Origin of the sequence: Amycolatopsis sp. NPDC004079 (genome assembly GCF_040610415.1) — a bacterium.
GTDB lineage: Bacteria > Actinomycetota > Actinomycetes > Mycobacteriales > Pseudonocardiaceae > Amycolatopsis > Amycolatopsis halotolerans.
The window spans coordinates 25,063-47,672 of record NZ_JBEXMH010000042.1 but is presented as its reverse complement, the minus strand read 5'-3'; the positions used below and the strand labels follow the sequence as shown (position 1 = coordinate 47,672).

General features: G+C 69.3%; 23 protein-coding genes. 9 read left to right on the top strand and 14 right to left on the bottom strand.

The features are described 5' to 3' along the window. Positions 1 to 49: 49 nt before the first annotated feature. On the top strand, positions 50 to 1,618 hold the full coding sequence (locus tag ABZX37_RS33265; protein WP_354746326.1) for an AMP-binding protein: 1,569 nt from the start codon (positions 50 to 52) through the stop codon (positions 1,616 to 1,618). Positions 1,619 to 1,689: 71 nt separating this feature from the next. On the opposite strand, the gene ABZX37_RS33260 is transcribed toward ABZX37_RS33265, so the two are convergent. Together ABZX37_RS33260 and ABZX37_RS33255 are read right to left on the bottom strand one after the other, a co-directional pair. Then, on the bottom strand, positions 1,690 to 2,895 hold the full coding sequence (locus ABZX37_RS33260) for an acetyl-CoA C-acetyltransferase (protein WP_354746324.1): 1,206 nt from the start codon (positions 2,893 to 2,895) through the stop codon (positions 1,690 to 1,692). A 13-nt stretch (positions 2,896 to 2,908) separates the two neighbouring features. Continuing rightward, entirely contained in the window at positions 2,909 to 3,679 is a 771-nt protein-coding gene (locus tag ABZX37_RS33255; RefSeq protein WP_354746322.1) for an SDR family oxidoreductase, read from the bottom strand. 69 nt (positions 3,680 to 3,748) lie between these two features. On the opposite strand from ABZX37_RS33255, the gene ABZX37_RS33250 reads away from it, so the two are divergent. Then, positions 3,749 to 4,573, top strand: a complete 825-nt coding sequence (locus tag ABZX37_RS33250; RefSeq protein ID WP_354746320.1) for an SDR family NAD(P)-dependent oxidoreductase — start codon at positions 3,749 to 3,751, stop codon at positions 4,571 to 4,573. A gap of 18 nt (positions 4,574 to 4,591) precedes the next feature. Here the strand turns inward: ABZX37_RS33250 and ABZX37_RS33245 are convergent, their stop codons facing one another. Further along, positions 4,592 to 5,179: a TetR family transcriptional regulator gene (locus ABZX37_RS33245; protein WP_354746318.1), complete on the bottom strand. Its 588-nt coding sequence runs from the start codon at positions 5,177 to 5,179 to the stop codon at positions 4,592 to 4,594. 98 nt (positions 5,180 to 5,277) lie between these two features. Between ABZX37_RS33245 and ABZX37_RS33240 the strand changes: the two genes are divergently transcribed. Continuing rightward, complete coding sequence (locus ABZX37_RS33240) at positions 5,278 to 6,318, top strand: NAD(P)-dependent alcohol dehydrogenase (RefSeq protein ID WP_354746316.1); 1,041 nt, start codon at positions 5,278 to 5,280, stop codon at positions 6,316 to 6,318. A gap of 4 nt (positions 6,319 to 6,322) precedes the next feature. Here the strand turns inward: ABZX37_RS33240 and ABZX37_RS33235 are convergent, their stop codons facing one another. Then, on the bottom strand, positions 6,323 to 7,555 hold the full coding sequence (locus tag ABZX37_RS33235; RefSeq protein WP_354746314.1) for an NADH:flavin oxidoreductase: 1,233 nt from the start codon (positions 7,553 to 7,555) through the stop codon (positions 6,323 to 6,325). A gap of 157 nt (positions 7,556 to 7,712) precedes the next feature. Here ABZX37_RS33235 and ABZX37_RS33230 point away from each other — a divergent pair, with 157 nt between their 5' ends. Further along, positions 7,713 to 7,988 (top strand): hypothetical protein, encoded by a 276-nt coding sequence (locus tag ABZX37_RS33230; RefSeq protein ID WP_354746312.1) that lies wholly within the window; start codon positions 7,713 to 7,715, stop codon positions 7,986 to 7,988. A gap of 7 nt (positions 7,989 to 7,995) precedes the next feature. Here ABZX37_RS33230 and ABZX37_RS33225 read toward each other — a convergent pair whose 3' ends face one another. From ABZX37_RS33225 to ABZX37_RS33205, 5 genes are all read right to left on the bottom strand, one after another. Beyond that, entirely contained in the window at positions 7,996 to 9,384 is a 1,389-nt protein-coding gene (locus tag ABZX37_RS33225; RefSeq protein ID WP_354746310.1) for an amidase family protein, read from the bottom strand. Between the two features lie 21 nt (positions 9,385 to 9,405). Further along, on the bottom strand, positions 9,406 to 10,167 hold the full coding sequence (locus tag ABZX37_RS33220) for an SDR family oxidoreductase (protein ID WP_354746308.1): 762 nt from the start codon (positions 10,165 to 10,167) through the stop codon (positions 9,406 to 9,408). Beyond that, a complete protein-coding gene (locus ABZX37_RS33215) occupies positions 10,164 to 10,808 on the bottom strand; it encodes a PaaI family thioesterase (protein WP_354746306.1) in 645 nt (214 codons plus the stop codon). Before ABZX37_RS33215 ends, ABZX37_RS33220 begins: the two co-directional genes overlap by 4 nt. Next, positions 10,808 to 11,581: an SDR family oxidoreductase gene (locus tag ABZX37_RS33210; protein ID WP_354746304.1), complete on the bottom strand. Its 774-nt coding sequence runs from the start codon at positions 11,579 to 11,581 to the stop codon at positions 10,808 to 10,810. Before ABZX37_RS33210 ends, ABZX37_RS33215 begins: the two co-directional genes overlap by 1 nt. Positions 11,582 to 11,676: 95 nt before the next feature. Next, the gene (locus ABZX37_RS33205; RefSeq protein WP_354746302.1) at positions 11,677 to 12,279 is read right to left on the bottom strand and encodes a TetR family transcriptional regulator; all 603 of its coding nucleotides are present in this window, start codon (positions 12,277 to 12,279) and stop codon (positions 11,677 to 11,679) included. Between the two features lie 142 nt (positions 12,280 to 12,421). On the opposite strand from ABZX37_RS33205, the gene ABZX37_RS33200 reads away from it, so the two are divergent. Both ABZX37_RS33200 and ABZX37_RS33195 read left to right on the top strand, forming a co-directional pair. After that, positions 12,422 to 13,927: an FAD-binding protein gene (locus ABZX37_RS33200; RefSeq protein ID WP_354746300.1), complete on the top strand. Its 1,506-nt coding sequence runs from the start codon at positions 12,422 to 12,424 to the stop codon at positions 13,925 to 13,927. A 37-nt stretch (positions 13,928 to 13,964) separates the two neighbouring features. Then, complete coding sequence (locus ABZX37_RS33195; RefSeq protein WP_354746298.1) at positions 13,965 to 14,693, top strand: class I SAM-dependent methyltransferase; 729 nt, start codon at positions 13,965 to 13,967, stop codon at positions 14,691 to 14,693. A 154-nt stretch (positions 14,694 to 14,847) separates the two neighbouring features. Here ABZX37_RS33195 and ABZX37_RS33190 read toward each other — a convergent pair whose 3' ends face one another. The 5 genes from ABZX37_RS33190 to ABZX37_RS33170 all read right to left on the bottom strand — a co-directional run bounded on the left by ABZX37_RS33190 (position 14,848) and on the right by ABZX37_RS33170 (position 20,121). After that, positions 14,848 to 15,771, bottom strand: a complete 924-nt coding sequence (locus tag ABZX37_RS33190) for a VOC family protein (protein WP_354746296.1) — start codon at positions 15,769 to 15,771, stop codon at positions 14,848 to 14,850. A 28-nt stretch (positions 15,772 to 15,799) separates the two neighbouring features. Beyond that, positions 15,800 to 16,984 carry an acyl-CoA dehydrogenase family protein gene (locus ABZX37_RS33185; RefSeq protein ID WP_354746294.1) on the bottom strand — a complete coding sequence of 395 codons (1,185 nt, stop codon included), beginning with the start codon at positions 16,982 to 16,984 and terminating at the stop codon, positions 15,800 to 15,802. 100 nt (positions 16,985 to 17,084) lie between these two features. Further along, positions 17,085 to 18,695, bottom strand: a complete 1,611-nt coding sequence (locus ABZX37_RS33180; RefSeq protein WP_354746292.1) for an AMP-binding protein — start codon at positions 18,693 to 18,695, stop codon at positions 17,085 to 17,087. Between the two features lie 90 nt (positions 18,696 to 18,785). Beyond that, a complete protein-coding gene (locus tag ABZX37_RS33175) occupies positions 18,786 to 19,271 on the bottom strand; it encodes a nuclear transport factor 2 family protein (RefSeq protein ID WP_354746290.1) in 486 nt (161 codons plus the stop codon). Position 19,272: 1 nt separating this feature from the next. After that, positions 19,273 to 20,121, bottom strand: coding sequence for an LLM class F420-dependent oxidoreductase (locus ABZX37_RS33170; protein ID WP_354746288.1), 849 nt, complete (start codon positions 20,119 to 20,121; stop codon positions 19,273 to 19,275). Positions 20,122 to 20,280: 159 nt separating this feature from the next. Here ABZX37_RS33170 and ABZX37_RS33165 point away from each other — a divergent pair, with 159 nt between their 5' ends. From ABZX37_RS33165 to ABZX37_RS33155, 3 genes are all read left to right on the top strand, one after another. After that, on the top strand, positions 20,281 to 21,105 hold the full coding sequence (locus ABZX37_RS33165) for an IclR family transcriptional regulator (RefSeq protein WP_354746286.1): 825 nt from the start codon (positions 20,281 to 20,283) through the stop codon (positions 21,103 to 21,105). A 105-nt stretch (positions 21,106 to 21,210) separates the two neighbouring features. Continuing rightward, positions 21,211 to 22,359, top strand: coding sequence for a Rieske 2Fe-2S domain-containing protein (locus tag ABZX37_RS33160; protein WP_354746284.1), 1,149 nt, complete (start codon positions 21,211 to 21,213; stop codon positions 22,357 to 22,359). Beyond that, positions 22,359 to 22,610: a ferredoxin gene (locus tag ABZX37_RS33155; RefSeq protein WP_354746282.1), complete on the top strand. Its 252-nt coding sequence runs from the start codon at positions 22,359 to 22,361 to the stop codon at positions 22,608 to 22,610. The genes ABZX37_RS33160 and ABZX37_RS33155 overlap by 1 nt, the downstream gene beginning before the upstream one ends.

Below are 22,610 nucleotides of genomic sequence, written 5' to 3'. Positions count from 1 at the left end.
GCTTTCCCCTATGCTACCGAACAAGCACTTGTTCAGTGAGGAGACCCGCGTGTCGACGCCTCGCACGATTCCCGCTCTGCTCGACGAAGCCGCCCGCCGCCACGGCGACGCACCGGCTGTGGTCGACGGTACGACACAGCTGTCCTGGACCGGGTTGCGGGAGCGGGTACGCACCGTTTCCCGCGCGCTGGCCGCGGTCGGCGTCCGCTCCGGCGACCGGGTCGCGGTGTGGTCGCCGAACCGGGTCGAGTTCATTCTGACGTTCCTGGGCGCGCAGTGCCTCGGCGCGGCGCTGGTGCCGATCAACACCCGGTACCGCGGCGAGGAGGCCCGGGTGGTGCTGGAGCGGTCCGGCGCTTCGGTGCTGGTGCTGTGCAACGGGTTTCTCGGTAATGACTACCTCGGGATGCTGACTGAGGCCGCGTCCCGGTCTGGTTCCGGCGGTTCCGTTGTGCCCGGGCTTCCGCGGCTGCACACCGTGATCGACCTCGGTTCGGACGGCGTCGCGTTGCCGTGGAACGAATTCCTCGCTGGCGCGGAGTCGGTTTCGGCCGTCGATGAATCGTCGGTGACGCCTTCCACGGTGGCGGACATCCTGTACACCTCGGGCACCACCGGCGTGCCCAAGGGCGTGATGAGCACGCACGCGCAGACGATCGGCGTCGCGGACGTATGGGCGAAAGGCGCGTCGCTCACGCCCGCGGACAACTACGCGATCGTGAACCCGTTCTTTCACTCCTTCGGCTACAAGGCCGGGGTGGTCGCGGCGATCACCGCGGGCACGACGATCTACCCGGTGCTGACCTTCGACCCGGTCGCGTTGATGGAACTGGTCCAGCGAGTCGGGATCTCAGTGCTGCCCGGGGCGCCGACCATCTTCACCACGCTGATCAACCACCCTCGACGCGGCGAATTCGACCTGTCGTCGCTGCGCTTCGCGATCGCCGGCGCGGCTTCGGTGCCGGAGAACCTGTTCTCGGACATGCTGGAAATCCTCGGCTTCGAGCAGGTCGCGCAGGCGTACGGGCTCACCGAATGCGTCGTCGCGACCCAATCGCGGCCGAACGAGGACCCGCTGCACGTCGCGCACACGACCGGACCGGCGGTGCCCGGGCTGGAGATCCGGGCGGTCGACGGCGAGGGCAAGGACGTGCCGGTCGACGCCGACGGCGAAATCCTCATCCGGGGCGAGTTCGTGATGCTCGGCTACTTCGACGACCCGGACGCGACCGCGGCGGCGATCGACGCCGAGGGATGGCTGCACACCGGCGACGTCGGACAGTTGGACGAGCACGGCTGCGTCAAGATCACCGGGCGGCTGAAGGACATGTTCACCGTCGGCGGGTTCAACGTGTACCCGGCCGAGGTGGAGAACGTGCTGAGCACGCACCCGGACGTCGTCGAGGCCGCGGTGATCGGCGTGGACGACGAGCGGATGGGCTCGGTGGGCCGCGCTTACGTGACGCTGTGGGCGGGGGTCGAGCTGGATCCGGCGGCGCTGCGGGAGTACTGCCGGGAGCGGCTGGCGAATTTCAAGGTGCCGCGCGAGTTCGTGGCGATCGAGGAGCTGCCGAGGAATGCCAGCGGGAAGATCGTGAAGCGAGAGCTGGGCGGGTGAGGTGAGCCGGACGGGGTCGTGCGCGGCGTTGCCGGTTCTCACCGGCAACGCCACACACGCTCCGCCGGTGGTCAGGCGAGCCGCTCCAGCACCATCGCCATGCCCTGTCCGCCCGCCGCGCACATCGTCTCCAGGCCGAAGGTCGCGTCCCGCTCCTGGAGGCCGTGCAGCAGCGTCGTCGCCATCCGCGCGCCCGTTGAGCCGAACGGGTGGCCCAGCGCGATCGCCCCGCCGTGCACGTTGACGCGGTCGAGGTCCAGGCCCAGCTGGTCGACGCACGGCAGCACCTGCGCGGCGAAGGCTTCGTTCATCTCGACCAGGTCGATGTCCTTGACGGACAGTCCGGCCCGGCCCAGCGCCTGCCGGCTCGCTTCGACCGGCCCGAGCCCCATGATCTCCGGGCTCAACGCGGACACCCCGGTGGCGACGATCCGCGCCAGCGGCTGGATGCCCAGCTCGCGCGCCCGGACGTCGCTCATCACCACGAGCGCGGCCGCACCGTCGTTGAGCGGGCAGCAGTTTGCCGCGGTGACCGTCCCGTCCGGACGGAACACCGGCTTGAGCTGAGATACCTTCTCCAGCGTCACGCCCGCGCGCGGACCGTCGTCGGTGGACACCACCGTGCCGTCCGGCAAGGTCACCGGCGTAATGTCCTTCTGCCAGAACTCCCCCGCCGCTTCGGCGAGGTTCTGGCTGCGCACGGCGAACGCGTCCTGGTCCTTTCGGGACACTCCACAATGGTCAGCGACGTTCTCCGCAGTCTCGCCCATCGCGATGTAAACGTCCGGCAGCGCACCATCTTTCCGCGGGTCTGTCCACTGCAGACCGCCGCCTGCGCGCTTCTCGGTCACAGCCATCGCATCGGCGTACAACGGGTTCTTCGTGTCCGGCATGCCGTCGGCTTTTCCTTGGGAGAACCGCGAAACACACTCGACGCCCGCCGAGACGAACACGTCGCCTTCGCCAGCGCGGATAGCGTGCATCGCCATCCGCGTGGTTTGCAGCGAAGACGCGCAATACCGGTGCACAGTCGTGCCGGGCACCGCGTCGAGGCCGAGCCGCAGCGCGACCATCCGGCCCAGGTTGTACGCCTGTTCCCCGGCCGGTTGCGCGCAGCCGAGCATCAGGTCGTCGATCCGGCCGACCTCCGGGACCGCCGCCAGTGCGGCTTCGACCATCTGCGCGGCGAGGTCGTCGGGGCGCAGGTCTTTCAGCGAGCCCTTGTACGCCCGCCCGATCGGCGAGCGGGCGGCGGAGACGATCACGGCTTCGGGCACAGCAAGGTCCTCCTCAGGCGTTCGGGGTGTGCTGGAGGAAAGCGGGCCATTCGCCGCCTCCGTCCACATTGAGCACCGCTCCGCTGACATGGCTCGCGAGCGGTGAGGCAAGCAGCAGACAGGCTTGGCCGACCTCAGCCGGCGACGCGAACTGTCCGCGCGGGATCGTCCGGGCGACCGCGTCGCGCTGCGCCGGATCGCCGTAGTGGTCCTCGGAACCCGGCGTCTCGACCAATCCGCAACTGACCGCGTTGACCCGCACCTGCGGCGCCCACTCGACAGCCAAACTGGTCGTAAGACTCTCCAGCGCCGCCTTCGCCGCGCCGTAGACCGCGGTGCCCGGGCTGGGCCGCCGCGCCGAGATCGACGTTACGTTCACCGCCGACGCCCCGGGCGTCTCGCGCAGGATCGGATGTGCCGCGTGCAGCACGTATGCCGCGGCGAGGAAGTTGAGATCGTTGATCTTGCGGTGGAATCGCGGCGAGGCCTCGGCGAACTGCGCGAACGGTGCGCCGCCGGCGTTGTTGACGACGACGTCAAGCCGCCCGTGCCGCTCGCCGATCTCCTCAAGCCACTTCTGGACCTGCTCCGGCTCGCGCACGTCGACCTGCGTGAACCGCGGCCGGCGGCCGTCGACCTCGCGCAGCTTCGCGGGTTCGGTACGCCCGCAGATCTCGACCTCGGCGCCTGCTTCGAGGAACGTCGCCACGATGCCGTCGCCGACTCCGCGCGCTCCGCCGGTGACGAGGACGACGCGATCGGTCAGGTCGAAGCTGACAGGCATGCTGCTCCTTCTCGCCGGGAGCGCTCAGCCTACCAAACAAATGCTAGGTTGAGGACGAGGAGGTTTTCCATGCCACAGGAAGCAATCCGGCGAGTCAGCATCGTCACCGGCGGCGCGCTGGGGATCGGCGGGGCGACCAGCCGCCGCCTCGCCGCGCGCGGGGACCTGGTCGTGCTGAACGACATCGATCCCGCTGCCGCCGCCGACACGCGCGCCGCGATCGAGGCGGCTGGCGGCGCGTGCGAAACGGTCATCGGCGACATCGTCGCGGACGAGGTGGTCGAGGCGGTTACCGCTGCCGCGCTGCGCTTGGGCGACGGCCGGATCGACGTCCTGGTCAACAATGTCGGCGATTTCCGGCCCGCTTCGCGGGATTTCCTGCACAGCACGCCGGAGCAGTGGGCGCGGTTGCACGAACTGAACCTGCTGCACGTCTTCAAGGTCACGCACCGAGTGCTGCCGCACATGATCTCGCACGGCGCGGGTGTCATCGTGAACAATTCGACAGTGGAAGCGTTTCGCGGCATCCCCGGGCATGCGGTGTATTCCGCTTACAACGCCGGGGTTTCGGCTTTCACGAAGAGCCTGGCCGTCGACGTGGGACGGCATGGCGTCCGGGTGAACGCGATCGCGCCGGATCTCGCGGACAGCCAGCAGACTCCCGCTGCCGCCATGTTGCGCGACAACGATCCGTCGAAGGTCGAGACGTGGGTGCCATTGGGGCGGTTCGGGCACGTGGACGAATACGCGAAGGTGATCGAATTCCTGACCACGGACGCGGCTTCTTACGTCACCGGCCACACGATTCCGGTGGATGGCGGGACGCTCGCGGCTTCGGGGTGGTACTTGCGGAGCAATCGGAAGGGATTCACGAACTTTCCGCGGGAAACGTGAGCAAGGCGGTGGGCTCGCTCAGCCGGGTGCGATGACCCGCTCCACACTCTCGCGAAGCAAAGCCCGGCGCTGTTCGTGCAGCTCCGGCGCTTCCTGGCCACTGGCGGCGTAAACGTTGCTGACCGGCGACCATGCCATCGACATCGCGATGACCATGGCCATCAGGTCGAACGGGTCTCCTTCCCGGACGATGCCCGCGGCTTGCGCCTCGGCGATGGCGCGCAGTTTGGCGTCGTCGAGGCGGTCGCTGTCGTCGACGAGGTGTCCGGCCGGGCGGCGCTCCAGGCGCTCCCAGGTGGCCAGCCGGATGAGGTCGGGGCGGCGGAGGTACTCGTCGTAGAGGCGGACGGCCCAGCCGGCGAGGTCGGCGGCGTCGATCGGCACGACGGTCATGATCCGCTCCAGCGAGGCGGAGAAAATGGCGTCGAACAGCCCTTCCTTGCTGCCGAAGTAGCCGTAGAGCTGCGCCTTGTTGGTGCGGGCGGCGGCCACGATGCGGTCGACGCGCGCCCCGGCGATCCCGTGCTCGGCGAACTCCCCGGTCGCCACGTCCAGGATGCGCTGCCGGGTGGCGGCTCCGCGCGAGGTCAGGGGCTTGTCGGCCATGCCGGGCACGATAACAACAGACCAGTCTGTTTGCCGAATCGGCGTACGGCCGCTACCGTGACAATAGACCGAACAGTCTGTTTGTTTGAGGGGCGAGCATGCGGAGCACTCTGGGCTGGCAAGCCGACCGCGCCGGGTTACGGCGGACCTCGTTGCGGCGTCGAGAACTACGGGCCGACGACGTCGCCGTTCGCGTGGACTACTGCGGCGTCTGCCATACCGATCTGCACGCCGTCCGCACCCACACCGGCGAAGCGCCTTTGGTGCCCGGCCACGAGTTCACCGGCGTGGTCACCGAGATCGGGCACGAGGTCACCCGATTCGCCATCGGCGACCAGGTCGCGGTCGGCAACATCGTCGACTCCTGCGGCGCGTGCGCGATGTGCGAGGCAGGACAGGAAAACTTCTGTCACGAGTTCCCCACCCTGACCTACGGCGGCACGGACCGCCGCGACGGGACCGCCACGCTGGGGGCCTTCTCCCGCGAGTACATCGTCCGCGACGAATTCGCCTACCCGCTCCCCGCCGGGCTCGACCCCGCGGCCGCCGCTCCCCTGCTGTGCGCCGGGATCACCGTCTGGGAACCGCTGCGAGCCCTCGGCGTCGGACCGGGCACCCGGGTCGCCGTGGCCGGGCTCGGCGGACTCGGGCACCTCGCGGTCAAACTCGCCGTCGCGCTCGGGGCCGACACCACGGTCATCAGCCGGTCCGCCGACAAAGCCGACGACGCCTGTCGGCTGGGCAGCCACGATCTGATCGTCTCGACCGACGAGCGCCAGATGGCCGCGGCCCGGGACCGGTTCGACGTCGTCATCGACACCATCGCCGTCCCGCACGACGTCGCGCCCTACCTCAAGCTCGTCGCCCTCGACGGAACCCTGAGCCACGTCGGGCACCTCGGCTCGGTCACCGTGCAGGCCATCGATCTGTTGGTAGGACGCAAGAAACTCAGCTCCGCGGGCAGCGGCGGCCGTCCCGCGACCGCCGCCCTGCTAGAGTTCTGCGCCCGGCATGGCATCGCCGCCGACATCGAACTCCTCCCGTCGGCGCGCGTCAACGAAGCCCTCGACCGGTTGGAACGCAACGACGTCCGGTACCGGTTCGTGCTGGACCTGTCGGATCTGCCGCAGAACCGCTGAGGGCTCAGCCCACGTAACCCGCGGGCTGTCCCCAATCCGCACCCCGAGTCGTGGTCCGGTCCACCAGCACACAGCGCGTCCCGGTGAAGTTCGTCGGCATGCATTTGTTGCAGTGAATGCACAACGACGGCGTCTCCGGCTCAGCGGCGATCCGGTTGACCAAATCCGGCTCGCGCAGCAAAGCCCGGCCCATCGCGACGTACTGGAATCCCTCCCGCATCGCCAAATCCATCGACGCGCGGTCGGTGATCCCGCCGAGCAGCACCATCGGCAGCTTCACCGCGGCCCGGATCTGCCGCGCGTCCTCGAGCAGAAACGCGTCCTGGTAAGGATATTCGCGGATGAAATGCTTCCCCACCGCCTGCACACCCAGCTTCAACGGCTGCGGCATCACTGCCGCGAACTCGCGGACCGGCGCGTCGCCCTTGAAGAGATACATCGGGTTCAGCAGCGACGAACCCGCGGTCATTTCGAGAGCGTCGCAGGTGCCGTCGGCTTCGAGCCATTGCGTTACCGGGATCGCCTCGTCGAGCCAAAAGCCGCCGGGCGCACCGTCGTCCATGTTCATTTTGACGATCACCGCGATCCGGTCGCCGACCGCGTCGCGCACCGCGCGCATCGTGTCGCGCGCGAGCCGGGCGCGGTTTTCCAGCGAGCCACCGTATTCGTCGGTGCGGTGGTTGAGTTTGGGGCTCAGGAAGGAACTGATCAGATAGTTGTGTCCTAAGTGGACCTCGATGGCGTCGAACCCGCATTCGATTGCGCGCAGGGCCGCGTCGGCGTGGGCGCGTTTGACGCGTTCGATGCCGGCGTGGTCGATTTCCTGCGCGAAACTGAGCGTCGTTTTGTGGAAATACCGGCTCGGCGCGAGCGCGGGCAGCCCGTTGCCCTTCGGATTCGCGACCGGCCCGCCGTGCCCGATCTGCGCCGAAATCGCCGCGCCCTCCGCGTGCACCGCGTCGGTGAGCACGCGCAGTCCGGGCAGGGCTTCGTCGGCCCAGTAAATCTGATGCCGGTCGGTGCGGCCTTCCTTGGCGACCGCACAATAGGCGACCGTCGTCATCCCGACGCCGCCCTTCGCGTAGCCGACGTGGAAATCGACCAAATCCCGAGTGACCCGGCCGTGGTGGCTGAGTCCCTCGTAAGTAGCCGCCTTGACGACGCGATTGCGCAACTGCACCGGCCCGAGCCGCGCGGGGGCCAGCGGATCGGGCGGGGTGGGGGTCGTGGAAGTCACCTTGTCACGGTAGGAAACGGAAGGGTGGGCCCGCTCCGGCGATCTCGGTGACCGGGAGCCTCGCCGATCGGCGGGGAATTCATCGGCGCGGTAACGCGACGGCCTGGCTCGACGATTCCCGTGCGTCTATCCGTGTTTAGCCGGAGGAGAAACAACTGTGCCCGAACTCAAGCCCCGTCCTCGCTATCATGCGAACGCATTTACCAGTCCCGAAGCAGTCGCCGCGCGGCTCAAAGCAGCGTCCGAGACGGACGGGCCGACGGACTACGCGAACAGGATCAACCTGGAAATCCTCGGCCAGCTCGCGGCTATCCGGCGGCACGCGTTGATCGTGACCACCGTGGTCGTGATGTGGGCGATCCTGACCTTGATCGGGGTCCTGGTCATCATGTCCAACCTGTCGAGCAGCGGATCGGCCATCGTCCGCAACTGACGAACGGTCAGTGGGCCCAGGGCGCCGCTTCCTCCACCTGCGCCGCCAGCGACAACAGCAACCCCTCCTGCCCCAGGTCCGCGGCGAACTGCACCCCCAGCGGCAGTCCGTCGTCGTCCCGGCCCAGCGGGAGCGAGATCGCGGGCATCCCGGTCACGTTGAAAACGCTGGTCCACGCCGAATACGCGCCCGCGTGCTCGTAGATCGACGCGGGATCCGTCGTGTCCAGCAAGCCCAGCGGCGGAGTCGGGAGCGGCAGCGTCGGCGTGAGCAGCACGTCATAGGAGGTGAAGACCTGCCCGACCTCCCACCCGATCTCCTGTGCCCGGCGCAGCGCGCGGTGGAGCTGGTTAGCGGTCAAGCCGCGGTAGTGGTCGAGCAGCAGTTCGGTGAACGGCTCGACGTCGCCCGGCTGGAGTTCCCGGCCCAAAGCGGCCAGTTGGTCTTCGACGATCACCACCAGGTCCGCGCCCATCAGCACCCCGCCGGTCGTGCGAACGTCCGGGAAATCGAACGGGGCGACGGTTTCCTCGACATAGTGGCCGAGTTCCTCGCAGAGTTTCGCCGTCTGCTGCACCGCGGCCAGGCAGGCGGGATGCGGATCGACGCCGGTTCGGGCTTGGGCGGCCAGGCCGATGCGGAGACGGCCGGGAGCGCGGCGGGTCGCGTCGAGGAAGGTGCCGGGCTGGGTTGGGGCGGCGAAGGCTTCGCCCGGGAGTGGTCCGGCGATCGCGTCCAGCAGGGCCGCGCTGTCACGGACTGTCGTGGTGACCGCGTGGGCGACGGAGACCGGCGCGGCCAGCGTGCCGGAGTCGGGGGCGCCGGTGGTGCGGCCGCGGCTGGGTTTCAGGCCGACCAGGCCGCACATCGCCGACGGGATCCGGATCGAGCCGCCGCCGTCGGTGGCGTGTGCGGCGGGGACCAGGCCCGCGGCGACGGCGGCCGCGGAACCGCCGCTCGAGCCGCCTGGCGAGCGCGAGAGGTCGTGCGGGTTGTGCGTGGAGCCGTGCAATTGCGGCTCAGTGCTCGCGTTGAGGCCGAATTCGGGGGTGTTGGTGGTGCCCAGGATGACCAAACCGGCGCGTTTGTAGCGGCGGATCAGTTCGCTGTCCACTGTGGACATAGCGGAGGCGAATAGCGCGCTGCCCTGAGTGGCGGGGAGACCGGCGACTTCGGTGCCGAGATCCTTGACCAGGAACGGGACTCCGGTGAGCGGGCCGTCCGGGAGACCGGCGTCGATCTCCGCGAGAGCAGCCTCGAAGCGGCGGCCGACGACGGCGTTGAGCCGCGGATTCGCCTCCTCGATGCGGGCGATCGCCTGTTCGGCGGCCTCCCGGGCGGACAGGTCGCCGCGGCGGATGGCGGCGGCGGTGTCGAGGGCGGAAAGGGTGGACACAGCGAGGTCTCCTCAGAAGGCTCAGCCGAAGAAGGCTTGGCCGCCGTCGAGCGGCACGGTGGCTCCGGTCAGGTAGCGCAGATCAGAACCGACCAGCGCGACTACGGCGCGGCCGATGTCCTCCTCGCACTCCCCGATCCGGCCCATCGGAATGGTCGAGACGAATTCGGCGGCCTCTTCGGGATTGTGTTCGGTCCACCATTTCAAGCTCGGCGACAACGCGTGTGGCGCGATCGCGTTGACCCGGATCCCGTCGCGCGCCCACTCCACGGCGGCGGTGCGCGACAACGAGCGCAAGGCCTGTTTCGCCGCGGCGTAAGCACCGTAGGTGGTGGGATCCCAGCGCACCATCGCTGAGGTGACCAGGTTGACGATCGAACCATCACCCGTCGCCTTCAAATGCGGATGGGCGGCTTTCATAAAAGCGAACGCGGCAAACGGTCCTGTCGAGAAACCGCGCGTGAAATCCTCGTCGCTCATTTTCAGCAACGGCCCGAAAGCGCCGGAGTAGGCGTTGTTGACCAGAATGTCCAGCCGGTCGAATCGCGAAACGACCTCGTCGACGACCCCGGGAATCGACGCGGTGTCCGCGACATCGCACTCGAACGGTTCCGCGGTGGCACCCCGCTCCCGCAGGAGGCGGCAGGTCTCGTCCAGCTTGCCGCGCGTGCGCCCGAGGACCGCGATCGACGCCCCCTCCCCCGCCAGCGCCAGCGCGATTCCTTGCCCGACGCCTTGTCCGGCGCCGGTCACCAGGGCCACCCGGCCCGCGAGCGTGTTCATCGGCCTCCTTCGTCCTGGGCGACTGGCCGCGCGACGTGTTTCGCCACGAAAATCCCGTCCGCGGAAACGCAGACCTGACCGTCGGCGAGAATTTCGCCGGTCGTGTGGATCCGGCGGCCTTCGCTGGATTGCTGCCGCGCGCGAATCGTCAGCTCCTCGAACAGCGGGGTAGTCCGGTGGTAGCGGACGCTGAGCGTGCCGGTCATCCCGTCCGGTCCAGGCCCCCAACTGTTGGCGACGCCGAGCGCGTGATCCAGCAGCAGCGCGGAAATCCCACCGTGCACGCAGCCGGGCGGGCCTTGATACGGCAGGCCGAGCGTCACCGTGCCGGTCACCGATCCGTCTGGCAGGCCGTGCAGGTGCAGCGGCGGGGCGAGCGCGTTTTCCGGGCCGGTGACGGGATCGTGCCGCGGTCGCCCGGCCCACATGCCGACGAAGCGCTCCTGCCGCTCCGGCGCGTGCTCTTCGAGCTGGGCGGCGATCCGGTTGAGATCGCGGGCTATGTCCGTCATCGGTGCGGCGCTGTTCGCGCCAGCCTGCAGGAGCGCGTTGACGACCCGGCGGGCCGCCGCGACGGCAGCGTCGATGCCGTCGTCGTTCGGGACGGGCGAGAGCGGGACGCTTTCGGCGTAAGTCGTCATCAGTAGTGCGCCGCCGGGCGGAGGGTCGCCTCGGCACCGCCGTCGACGTAGACGACCTGGCCGGTGATGTGCGTCGTCGCGGCGTCGGCGAAGTACGCCAGCACTCGCGCGACGTCCTCCGCGGCCGCGTAACCGTGCAGCGGCATCGGGACTGCCTTGTCCATCACGGCTTTCATCTTCGGGTCGGCGAAAAGCTCGTCGGTCATCGGCGTCAGGACCACGCCGGGGGCGACCACGTTGACCGCGATTCCCGCGTCCGCCCAACCCGCCGAGACGGACGTCCGGCGCGCCCATTGCGCGATCGCGGACTTCGAGGACGGGTACAGCTGGACCGCCCGGTTGTCCGCGATCGCCTCGCGGGCGGCGGTCAGCGCGGCTTGCTCGTCGCCGCGCAGACAGGCCTCGACCACCGCGGGGTCGTTCGGCTGGGTGCCGGAGATCGAGCCGACCAAGACCACGCGCGGCGCTTCGGATTTCGCGAGCAACGGCTGCAGGGCCTCGATGAAACCGGTGCTGCCGAAGTAGTTGACCGTGACCATCGCTTCGCCGGGGTTCGACGTTCCGGCGCAGGTGACCACCGCGTCGACGTGCCCGGTGCGCTTGCCGACCTCCTCGGCCGCGGCGGTGCGGCCGTGCGGGGTCGAGAGGTCAGCGTCGACGTCGCTGCCCGCGAGATCGACGCCGAGGACTTGGTCGCCGCGCTCGGCGAGGAGGCTGCTGAGTGCCGCACCGATCCCCGAACTCGCTCCGGTGACGACGACGGTGCGCGGCATGACGGCCTCCTGAGGTGGGGTTCCGGGAACGGCCGCGACGCTACGGGGACTCCGCTTCGGGCGGCGGGCTCATCCCGGTCACCGGGAGAAACCGGTCAGCGGCCCAATTCGGCGAGCAGCAACCGGCACGCCAGCACCGTGTCCGCCTCCGCCTCCTCCGCCGTGATGTGCCCGTTCAGCTGCGAGGTCAGCACGCCGTACCAGGTCTGCTCGATCAGCCGGACCAAGCGGCGGTCGTGCTCTCTGGCCTCCGCCACCCCGGCGACGCGGAGGATCAGGTCGGCGAACTCGACCGTCGCGGCCATGTTCGGCGACTCCCCCGCGACCGTCGCGTTGTTCGACTGCAGCATCGCCTGCGCGAGCCGCGGCCGTTCCAGCAGGCGGCGGGCGGCGTCGACCAGCACGCGCGCGACCGCCTCGGCCGGTTCCTGGCCGGGCTCGACCGGGACGCTGTTGCGGTCCAGCTGTTCGACCTGGCTGTGCAGCAACGCGGTGAACAGGATCGTCTTCGACGGGAAGTACCGGTAGAGCGTGGCGATGGCGACGCCGGCGTCGCGGGCGACGTCGAGCATCTGGATCCGGTCGAGGCCGTGCTCGGCGCCGTGGTCCGCGGCCGCTCGCAGGATCCGCCGGTAGCGCTCCTGCTGCGCGGGCGAACTCGGCGTGGCCGGCGCCCGGTTTTCGGCGACTCTCGGCACCGCGACTCCTCCGCTCGTGATCAGGCCATTCTCGCGCACGATCCTCCCACCGGGTGCCGCCGCTACCGGTGAGTGGGATGACCGCGCCCCGGCGCGGCGGCGATGCGGTTGGCTCGGCGGGTCGCGACGACTTGGAGGACTCATGGCTTTCGACGACCAGTTCGACGTGGTGGTGGTCGGGTCCGGCGCGGGCGCGCTGACCGGCGCGTACCTCGCCGCCCGAGCGGGACTGCGCACCGCGGTGGTCGAGGGCGCCGCCCTGCTCGGCGGGACGTCGGCGTACTCCGGCGCGGCCTGCTGGCTGCCGGGCACGCAGGTCCAGGAGCGGTTCGGCGTCGCGGATTCCACCGCCGCCGCGCGCGAGTACCTGCGCGCGCTGCTCGGCGAGGACCGGACCGGGCGGCAGGAGGCGTTCCTGGCGAAGGCGCCGGAGCTGGTCGCCGCGCTGGAGGCGGACCCGGCGCTCGAGTTCGAGTGGCGGGCGTTCCCGGACTACTTCGACCGGCCCGGCCGGGTCCCCGGCGGACGCTCGTTCGTGCCGGTCGACCTGCCGTTGTCCGAGCTGGGCGAACGCGCGGAGCTGGTGCGTCCGCCGGTGGACCGCGACCGCACCGGCCGCGGGCACCGGGACGCGCCGTTGGACGGCGGCCGCGCGCTGATCGGACGGCTGCTGCTGGCCTTCGACGCGACTGGCAACGGCACCGTGTTCACCGGGACCCCCGTCGACGAACTGGTGGTCGAGGACGGCCGGGTGGTCGGCGTCAGCGTCGGCGTCGGCTCGCGGCGGATCGGGGCGACTCACGGCGTGCTCATCGGCGCGGGCGGGTTCGAGCGGAACGCCGGCCTGCGGGAACAGTCCGGCGTGCCGGGCTCGGCGGCCTGGTCGATGGCCCCCGCGGAAACGAACCGCGGCCAGGTCCTGGAGGCGGCGATCGAGCTCGGCGCGGCCGTCGACCTGATGGACGAGGGCTGGTGGTGCCCGGGAATCGCGATGCCGGACGGCGGCGCGTCGTTCACGCTCGGCTTCCGCGGCGGCATCGTCGTGGACCGCGACGGGCGGCGGTATGCGAACGAATCGCTGCCGTATGACCAGATGGGCCGGGAGATGGCAGCGGATCCGGCACGGCGGGTCCCTTCGCACCTCGTGTTCGACAGCCGGGAGGGCGGCCGGTTGCCCGCCATCGCGTTGCCGGGCGGACGGCCGGACGACCACCTGGCGGCCGGCACGTGGGTCGAGGCGGACACTCTCGCGGAGCTGGCGAAGCTGATCGACGCACCGGAGCTGCCGGAGACGGTTGCTCGGTTCAACTCGTTTGCCGAGGCCGGGCACGACGCGGATTTCGGCCGTGGCGAGGATGAATACGCGCGGCATTTCGCTAATCCGGTGCTGGTGCCGGTCGATCGGCCGCCGTTCCGCGCCGCGCGGCTGGTGTTGTCGGACCTGGGCACGAAGGGCGGGTTGGTGACCGACCCGGATGCTCGGGTGCTGCACGAAGACGGGTCGGCGGTGGAAGGTCTTTACGCGGTGGGCAATTCGGCGGCGTCCATGACCGGGGGCTACTACCCGGGGCCGGGAATTCCGTTGGGCACGGCGATGGCTTTCGCTGCCCGGGCCGTCGACGATCTGGTGGCACAAGCCGGAAAATGACCTGCGCTCCACGCCGGCGCCGGTTACCGTCGCTGGCGTGGAGGACTACTTCGGGGAAAGTGTCGCTGCCGGATACGACGAATCGTCAGCCGAAATGTTCGCTCCGGAAGCGGTGAATCCGGCGGTCGACGTCCTGGCCGAACTCGCCGGAGACGGTCGCGCACTGGAACTCGGCATCGGCACCGGCCGGATCGCGTTGCCGCTCGCCGCTCGGGGTGTGCCGGTCGCGGGGATTGACCTGTCGTCGGCGATGGCCGCGCAGCTGCGCGCCAAACCGGGTGGTGACGCGATCGAAGTGACGATCGGCGACTTCGCGACGACCCGGGTCTCGGGGGTCTTCTCGGTGGCATATCTGGTGTACAACACCATCAGCAACCTGACGTCTCAGGACGCGCAGGTGGCCTGTTTCCGCAACGCCGCGGCGCATCTCGCGCCGGGCGGGTGCTTCGTGATCGAGGTCGGGGTGCCGGACCTGCGGAAGCTGCCGCCGGGGCAGACCGTCGTTCCGTTCGATCTGAGCGCGACGCATTGGGGATTCGATCTCTACGACGTCTCCACGCAGTCGATGAGTTCGTACCACGCGCGGGTGGCCGACGGCCGCGGCGAGTTCCGGGCGATTCCGTTCCGGTACACGTGGCCCGCCGAGCTGGATCTGATGGCGCGGCTGGCGGGGTTGCGGCTGCGGTCGCGGTGGGAGAACTGGGCGGGCGAGCCGTTCACACACGAGAGCGAGCAGCACATCTCGGTCTGGGAAAAGGCCTCGTGAGCGGTCGCCCCGGTCATGCCGAGGACCTAAGGCACCGCTAGGGGTGCGTCGGCTTGGGTCGACGGGCTCGGCTCTTGCCAGTGCCGGGCTTGTGGTCCGTGAGGGGAACCCTGACGGACTCTGATTCCCTCAGGGTTCCCCTCACGGACGCGAGCTACCCCTTCGGCGGGGTGAACGCGGCCAACTGCTCCGACCCGGACCAGTCATGCCCCCAGTAACTGTCCCGCGTGATCTCCTCCGCGGTGTAGAACCGTTCGTCCACCAGCATTCCCTCGGTCCCGTACTCCAGGTCCCACCCACCAGGCGCCCGGACGTAGAACGACACCATCTTGTCGTTCGTGTGCCGACCCAGCGTCGAGGAAACCGAGAACCCGCGCTTGCCGACCTCGTCCAGGGCGCGGCCGACGGCGTCGAGGGAATCGACCTCGACCATCAGGTGCACCAGGCCCGGCGGTTCGCCGTGCGGGGCCGGGCAGATCGCCAGGCTGTGGTGGCGCTCGTTGACGCCCATGAACCGCACCCGGCGGGGTTTCTGGTCGGGGGCCGCGCCGCTCATCGAGACCGCGCCGCGCGGGAGGAAGCCCAGCACCTCGGTGTAGAACGTCTCGACCTCGGCGAAGTTCGTCGTCGGCAGCACCACGTGGCCCATGCCCTGCGCGCCGGTCACGAACTGCTGCGTCCACTTCGTCCGCACCGGGTCGTGGTCGAGGACCGGGCCGAAGAAGACCTCGACCGGGGTGCCGGACGGGTCGTCGAAGGTGATCGCCGAATCGACGCGGCGTTCGCGGCATTGCTGTTCCGACAACACTTTCACCGCGGTTCCGGACGCTTCCACCGCACGCCCGACCGCGGCCAGCGCGAACTGGTCGCGCACCTCCCAGCCGACCGCGAGCACCCGGTCGTCCTCGCCGGGCAGCACGATCAGCCGTGCCTCGCGTTCGTCCATCCGGAGGTACAGACCGTCGGGAACCGGGCCGGACGTTTCGGCGAAGCCGAGCGCCTCCACGGTCAGCTCGCGCCAGCGCGGCAGGTCCCGGCTCTGGACCCGGAGGTATCCGAGTCCTCGGATGTCGGTCATAGCGAAACTCCTTGCGGGGTAAGAGAGTTCAGATCATGGAGAGCATCGGGCCGGGTGGCGGCTCGACGTCGAGGTCGGTCAGCGCGGACGCGTGGAACACCGAGCCTGGCACGTGGATCGCGTGCGCCAGGCCCATGTGGCCGTCGCGCCAGAATCGCTGGATCGGGTTGTCCATCCGCAGGCCGTTGCCGCCGCTGCGGGCGACCACCTCGTCCATCGCGCGCACCGCTCGCCACGCCGCGGCGACCTGGGTGCGGCGCGACGCGGCGCGGTCGGCGAGCGTAACCGGCGAACCGGCGGCTGCCTTGTCGTAGAAGCGGGAAACGTTGTCCAGCATGGCAATCCTCGAGGCTTTGATCTCCTCGGCGGCGGCGCTGATCGCGAACAGCACGTACGGGTCGTCTTTCACCCGAGTACCGGTGATTTGCACGCGCGTGCGCTGATAGGCCAGATGCGCGGCCAACGCGCCCTCGGCGATGCCGATCACCGCGGACGTGATGCCGAGCGGGAAAATCGTCGTGAACGGGACGCCGTACGTCGGGTTGGTACGACCGGATTCGCGCAGCGCACTGCCGTCGGTCATCCGGCTGAACGGGACCGCGCGGTACTCCGGAACGAACGCGTCCTTGACGACGATGTCCTTGCTGCCGGTGCCGCGCAGGCCGACGACGTCCCAGGTGTCCTCGACGATTTCGTAGTCCGCGCGGGGCAGGATCACGTGGTAGTTCCGGGGCGGCTGCACGACAGTGCCGTCCGCGTCGCCGAGGAAGCCGCCGAGGAAAATCCAGTCGCAGTGGTCGGTTCCGGACGAGAACTGCCACCGTCCGTTGAAGACATATCCGCCGTCGACCGGTTTCAGCACGCCCATCGGCGCGTACGGCGAAGCGATCCAGGTGTCGTTGTCAGCGCCCCAGATCTCTTCCTGCACACGACGGTCGCAGAGCGCCATTTCCCACGGGTGCACGCCGACGATCCCGGCGACCCAGCCCGTCGACCCGTCGAGCGACGCCAGCCGCATGACCGTTTCCGCGAATTCGCGCGGATGGGCTTCCGCGCCGCCGTAATCGGCGGGCTGGAGCATTTTGATCGCGCCGGTTTCCCGGAGCACCTTGGCCGCTTCGTCGGCGAGCCGGCCGAGCCGCTCGTTTTCCGGCCCGAGCGCCGAGATCTCCTCGGAGCGCTCGTCGATTGCGGCAAGAGCGGGATGGGTCATGGCGCTTCCCTTTCTCCGGTCCGGATACGATGCGGTCCCGGCTGCCCCGAGCCTCCCAGCGGAGCACCCGGGCGCGCGGACGCGCTCCCGGTCAACGGGATCAGGGCCGCGGCACCCGGTTGCGCACCACCTTGCCGGTCACGTTGCGCGGCAACGGTTCCGTCCCGATCCGCCACCGCGACGGGACCTTGAAATACGCCAGCCGCTCCGCCGCGAACGCCCGCAGCTCGTCCTCGCCGACCGACACGGAAACCACTACCACCGCGGCCACTTCCTGGCCCAGGTCGACATGCGGCACGCCCAGCACGATGCATTCCCGCACCGCCGGGTGTTCGGCCAGCACGTTCTCCACCTCGGCCGGATAAACGTTCTCCCCGCCGTGCAGGATCAAATCCGACCGGCGCGCGGTGAGCCGCAGCTGGCCGCCGGAAAGAACGCCGATATCCCCGGTGTGCAACCACCGCTGGTCGTCGATAACGGCGGACGTGGCTTCGGGATCTTCCCAATAGCCCAGCATCGTAAACGGGCTGCGCACGCAGATCTCCCCCGCGCCGCCCTCGGGCACTAACTCGCCGAAAGCGTCCCGGATCTCCAGCTCCACCGTCGCGATCGGATGTCCGACAGTGCCTGGCGATGCGGCGAGATCAGCCGACGTGGCAACAGAAATCGCTGTGGACGATTCCGTCAGACCGTAGCTGTCAACTAATCCCTGTTCCGCCACCGGAAGCTCCGCGCGCAACCGTTGCTGAAATGCCGGAGAGGAAGGCGCAGCGCCGAGAGTGAAAGCAGTCAGCGAGGTAAGGTCGTACCGGTCAAGATTGCCGTGCTCCAGGAGACGGTGCGCCATCGTCGGCACAACGCCCCAGTTCGTCACCCGCTCAGCCTCGACCAGCCGCAACACGCGCTCCGCGTCGAAACCGCCCTGGTGCAACACCACCGCGCTGCCATCAGCCAGCCGCGGCACGACCAGATTGTGCAGTCCGGCGATGTGGAACAGCGGCACCCCGAGCAAGTACCGCCGCGCGGACGGATCCGTGGGGTCGCCGAGCACACGGGCGACTTCGCTGTTCAGGCGGTGGAACTCGATCACCGACGTCAGGTTCCGGTGCGTGTGCACCGCGCCTTTCGGCCGCCCGGTGGTGCCGCTGGTGTAGAGGATGATCGCCGGATCGTCCTCATCGACCGCGCAGGAAGGCAGCGGTCCATCCGAACCGCGCGCTAGCCGGGGTATGTCCTCCTCGACGGTCAGCACCGGTACCCCGTCCAGCAGCGCGGCCCGCTTCGCGTCGGCGACCACCAGAGACGGTCGCGTGTGGCCGAGCGCGTACTCCAGTTCCGGCCGCGACCACCACGCGTTGTAGCCGACCGCGATCGCGCCCAGTGACACCGTCGCCCAGAACGCGACCACCCACTCCGGACTGTTCGCCGCCGCGATCGCGACCCGGTCGCCCTTGCCGATCCCGTACTCCTCGCGGAGCGCGCAAGCCACCGACGCCACCTGGCGGGCATGCGCGGCGAAGGTGATCCGGCGGTCGGCAGTCACCAGGTACTCGCGATCGCCGTGCCGCGCCGAAGCCGCCAGCACCTCCCCCAGCGACCGCGCACGATGCGCGAACACCGTCATCGGCACGCCCAGCACAGTCTCCGTGCGCAGCTCACAAGGCCCGCCGGGCGCGGTCAGCGCCTGCCGAGGATCAGCGGAGAGGCTCATCAAAGGTCTCCCTCCTCGCGCACCGGTGCGGCGTGATTGTGCCTGCTCACCGCCGTCAGCGCCGGGCCGATTCCAGTGACCGGGACCGGCTCAGAGGAACGCCGGCTCGCCGTACGCGCCCTGCCGCAGCAGCCCGGGCGACTCGGCCCGGCCGTCGAGAACCCGGTTGGTGCGCCGGGTGACCTTCCATCCCTCCTCGGTGCGGGCGAGCGCCCAATGGTTCGCCGTGGCGCGCCGGACGACGAAGCGGTCGTCCTGATGCACCACCATCAGCGAGTGGCAGACCGCGATCGCCGTGTCGCCGTCGACGGTCACGTGCGGCGGGCCGACGAAATGCGCGCAACCGGCGGAAATCCAGCCTTGATGGGCGCTCGACCGGACCATCCGGGCCAGCTGTTCGCGGCCTTCGAGGTAGATCTCGTCGACGTCGTACACCCCGTCCTCGGTCCACAGCGCGGCGACGTCCTCGGCCGCGCCGGCATCCGCCAGCGGACCGTACGCGGCGATCAGCCTGCTGATCTCGCGTTCGTCCTCCAGCCGCGCGAGCCGCGCCTCCAACTGGGCGATCCGGTCCACTTCAGACCTCGCTTCCTAGCTCGGCGAGCGCTTCGAGCTGCTCGCAGTAGTGGTCGGCGGAGTTCGCCGCGATCCGTGCGCTGACCGTCGTCGCCCCGGCCTCGACCACCCTGGCCAGCCGATCCCGGCAGGAGGCCGTGCCCGGGTCCAGCGGCCTTCCGGGCGACAACACGACCTGAAAGCCGCTCGGCAGCTCAACGGCGCCGAGCATCCGGCGCAGTTCCTCCAGCGACAGCCCGAACGGGACCCAGCCGTCGGCCAGTTCCACCGCCCGCCGGAGCGAGCGCTTGGTTCGGCCGCCGACCCACAGCGGGACTTTCGCCTGCACGGCATGCGGTTCGACGATCATCCCGCCGAAGTCGTAGTGCGGGCCGTGATACTCCGGCAGCCGCTGCGACAACGCGGCTCGCAGCGCCCGCAGCGCGTCGTCGGCCCGCTCGCCGCGCTGCTCGAACGGCGCGCCCAGCAGGTCGAACTCCTCCCGCAGCGACCCGACGCCCAGACCGAGCACGAGCCGCCCGCCGCTGACCGTGTCGAGCGTCCCGTAGCGCTTCGCGATCTCCAGCGGATGGTGATATCCCAGCACGAGCACCTGCGTGACCAACCGGATCCGGCTGGTGCGAGCGGCGAGGAAACCGAAGGTCGCGAGCGGATCCCAGTAGGTCGAGCCGCGCTGCTCCGCGACCGCGACCGGCACCGCGACGTGCTCGCTGCAGGTCAGGTGATCGAAGCCGAGCCGGTCCGCGGTCGCCGCGATCCGCGCCAGGTCTTCGATCCCGGCGGTGTCCTCCCAGGCGTTCGGGTCCCCCGGCAGCCGGGTCACCACGGGGCTCACGAGGCCGATGTCCATGCCGCCATGCCTACCGGCCGCCGGGCCGGCGCGAGCGGCTTCTCCCGCTGATCGGGAGCCGTGCCGCAGTCGTGACCCGCCGCGTGTTGACGCCCCGGGAGGCCGCCGTGTTACCTTCAAAACTAGAAATGATTTCAATTCGTCCGCGAGGAGCACAGCATGACGGTTGTCGCGATCGAAACGGACTCCCTCGGCACGGATGTCGCGCAGAACCGCACCTTGCCGCCGTCGATGGTCGAGCGGATGACGCTGATCCTCGACGCCTTCGACGCGCCGAGCACCCGGCTCACCCTCGAACAGGTCGCGCGCACGACCCATCTCCCCCGTTCGACCGCGCACCGCATCCTCGACCAGCTCGTGCGGCTGCAGTGGCTGTCGCATTCGTCGTTCGGGTACGCGCTGGGCGCTCGCGCGCTGAACCTCGGCGGCACCGGCGGCAACCATCTCGAACTGCGCGAGGCGACCGCGGCCGTGCTGCACGAACTGCAGTTGCGCACCGGGATGGTCGCGCATCTGGCGATCCTCGACGGCGCTGACGTCCGGTATCTCGACAAGGTCGGCGGCCGGTTCGCCGCGGTCGTCCCGTCGCGCGTCGGCGGCCGCGCGCCCGCGCAGTGCACCGCGCTCGGCAAGGCGATGCTCGCATGGCTCCCCGCCGAACAGGTCGAGGACCGCGTCATGCCGACGCTCGGCCGTCAGACCAGCCGGACGATCTGCGACATGGTGACGCTGCACCGCGAGCTCGGCCGGATCCGCGATCGCAACGGTCTCGCTTTCGAACGCGGCGAATGCTTCTCTGACATCTCCTGTGTCGCCGCTGCCATCCGCGGACCGGAAGGGCCGGAAGCCGCGATCTCTCTGGTCGGCGACGCGCAGACCGCGCTGGAGCGTGTCGCGCCGCTGGTCGTGGTCGCGGCGCGGCAGGTCACCCAGGAGCTGTACCCGATGGTTCGGCTGCGCACGGCCGAACTCGCCTGGAACTAATCGTCCACAAAGGACTCTCAGTCACCGAGATAGCACCAGCTCGCGCACCGCCCGCCGTTCTACGTTCAGACTCGCAGAAGCGGGGCACTGGAAGGAGATCCGACAATGACCACAGTGGAGCCGGCACCGGACGAGGTCCGCGTGATCGAGGCCGGCGCGGCGCCCACGCGGTTCGCCCGCGGGTGGCACTGTCTCGGGCTGGCCGAGAGTTTCGCCGACGGCAAGCCGCATCCGATCACCGCGTTCGGGCAGAAGCTCGTGGTGTTCGCCGGCGAGGACGGCAAGCTCAACGTGCTCGACGCGTATTGCCGGCACATGGGCGGCGATCTGTCGCAGGGCACAGTCAAGGGGAACGAGGTCGCCTGCCCGTTCCACGACTGGCGCTGGGGCGGCGACGGCCGGTGCAAGCAGATTCCCTACAGCCGCCGGGTTCCGCTGCGGGCGCGCACCGCGGCGTGGACGACGCTGGTGCAGGACAAGATGTTGTTCGTCTGGAACGACCCGGAGGGCAATCCGCCGCCGCCGGACGTGGTCATCCCGCGCATCGAGGGCGCGACGCGCGACGACTGGACCGATTGGACCTGGTACGAAACGCACGTCGACACGAACTGCCGCGAGGTCGTCGACAACGTCGTGGACATGGCGCACTTCTTCTACGTGCACTTCGCTTTCCCCACGTACTTCAAGAACATCTTCGAGGGGCACGTCGCCACCCAGCTGCAGCGCGGGTCTTCGCGGGAGGACGTGCGCCCGCCCGCCAAGGAGGGCCAGCTGAAGTCGCTCGGCAACACCTCCGTCGCCGCGTACTACGGGCCGTCTTTCATGATCGACGAGCTGACGTATCACTACGAGGGCATGGACATCGACGCCGTGCTCATCAACTGCCATTACCCCGTCACCGCGAACTCGTTCAAGCTGCAGTACGGGATCATCGTCAAGCGCACGGACAAGCTTTCCGGCGCGGAGGCCGAGGCGACCGCGCGCAAGATGGGCGATTTCATCCGGATCGGCTTCGAACAGGACGTGCGGATCTGGAAGAACAAGACCCGGATCGAGAACCCTTTGCTGTGCGAAGAGGACGGACCAGTCTACCAGCTGCGGCGCTGGTACGAACAGTTCTATGTGGACGTCGCGGACGTCACGCCGGAGATGACCGAGCGGTTCGAGTTCGAACTGGACACGGCGAAGCCGAATGCCGCGTGGCGCAAGGAGGTCGAGGAGAACCTCAGCCGCCGGACGAGCGAGCCCGTCTGATGGCGATCCGGGCCGACAACCGGCTGCTGGACGAGCCGATGCGGCCGGTCCAATGCGGAACGTGCGAGGCGTGGCTGAAGGCGCGCAAGAGCAGTTGGCATCAGACCAGCATCCAGTGGGACACCAACGCTTCCGCGCGATGCGTCGAACGGTCGGCCTGCGCGGAGGACCTGTTCCGCGGCTGTGGTGCGCTGCGGGAGTCGATTGACCGGGCGGTCGCGGACGGGGGAATTCCGGTGGCTGGAGAATGA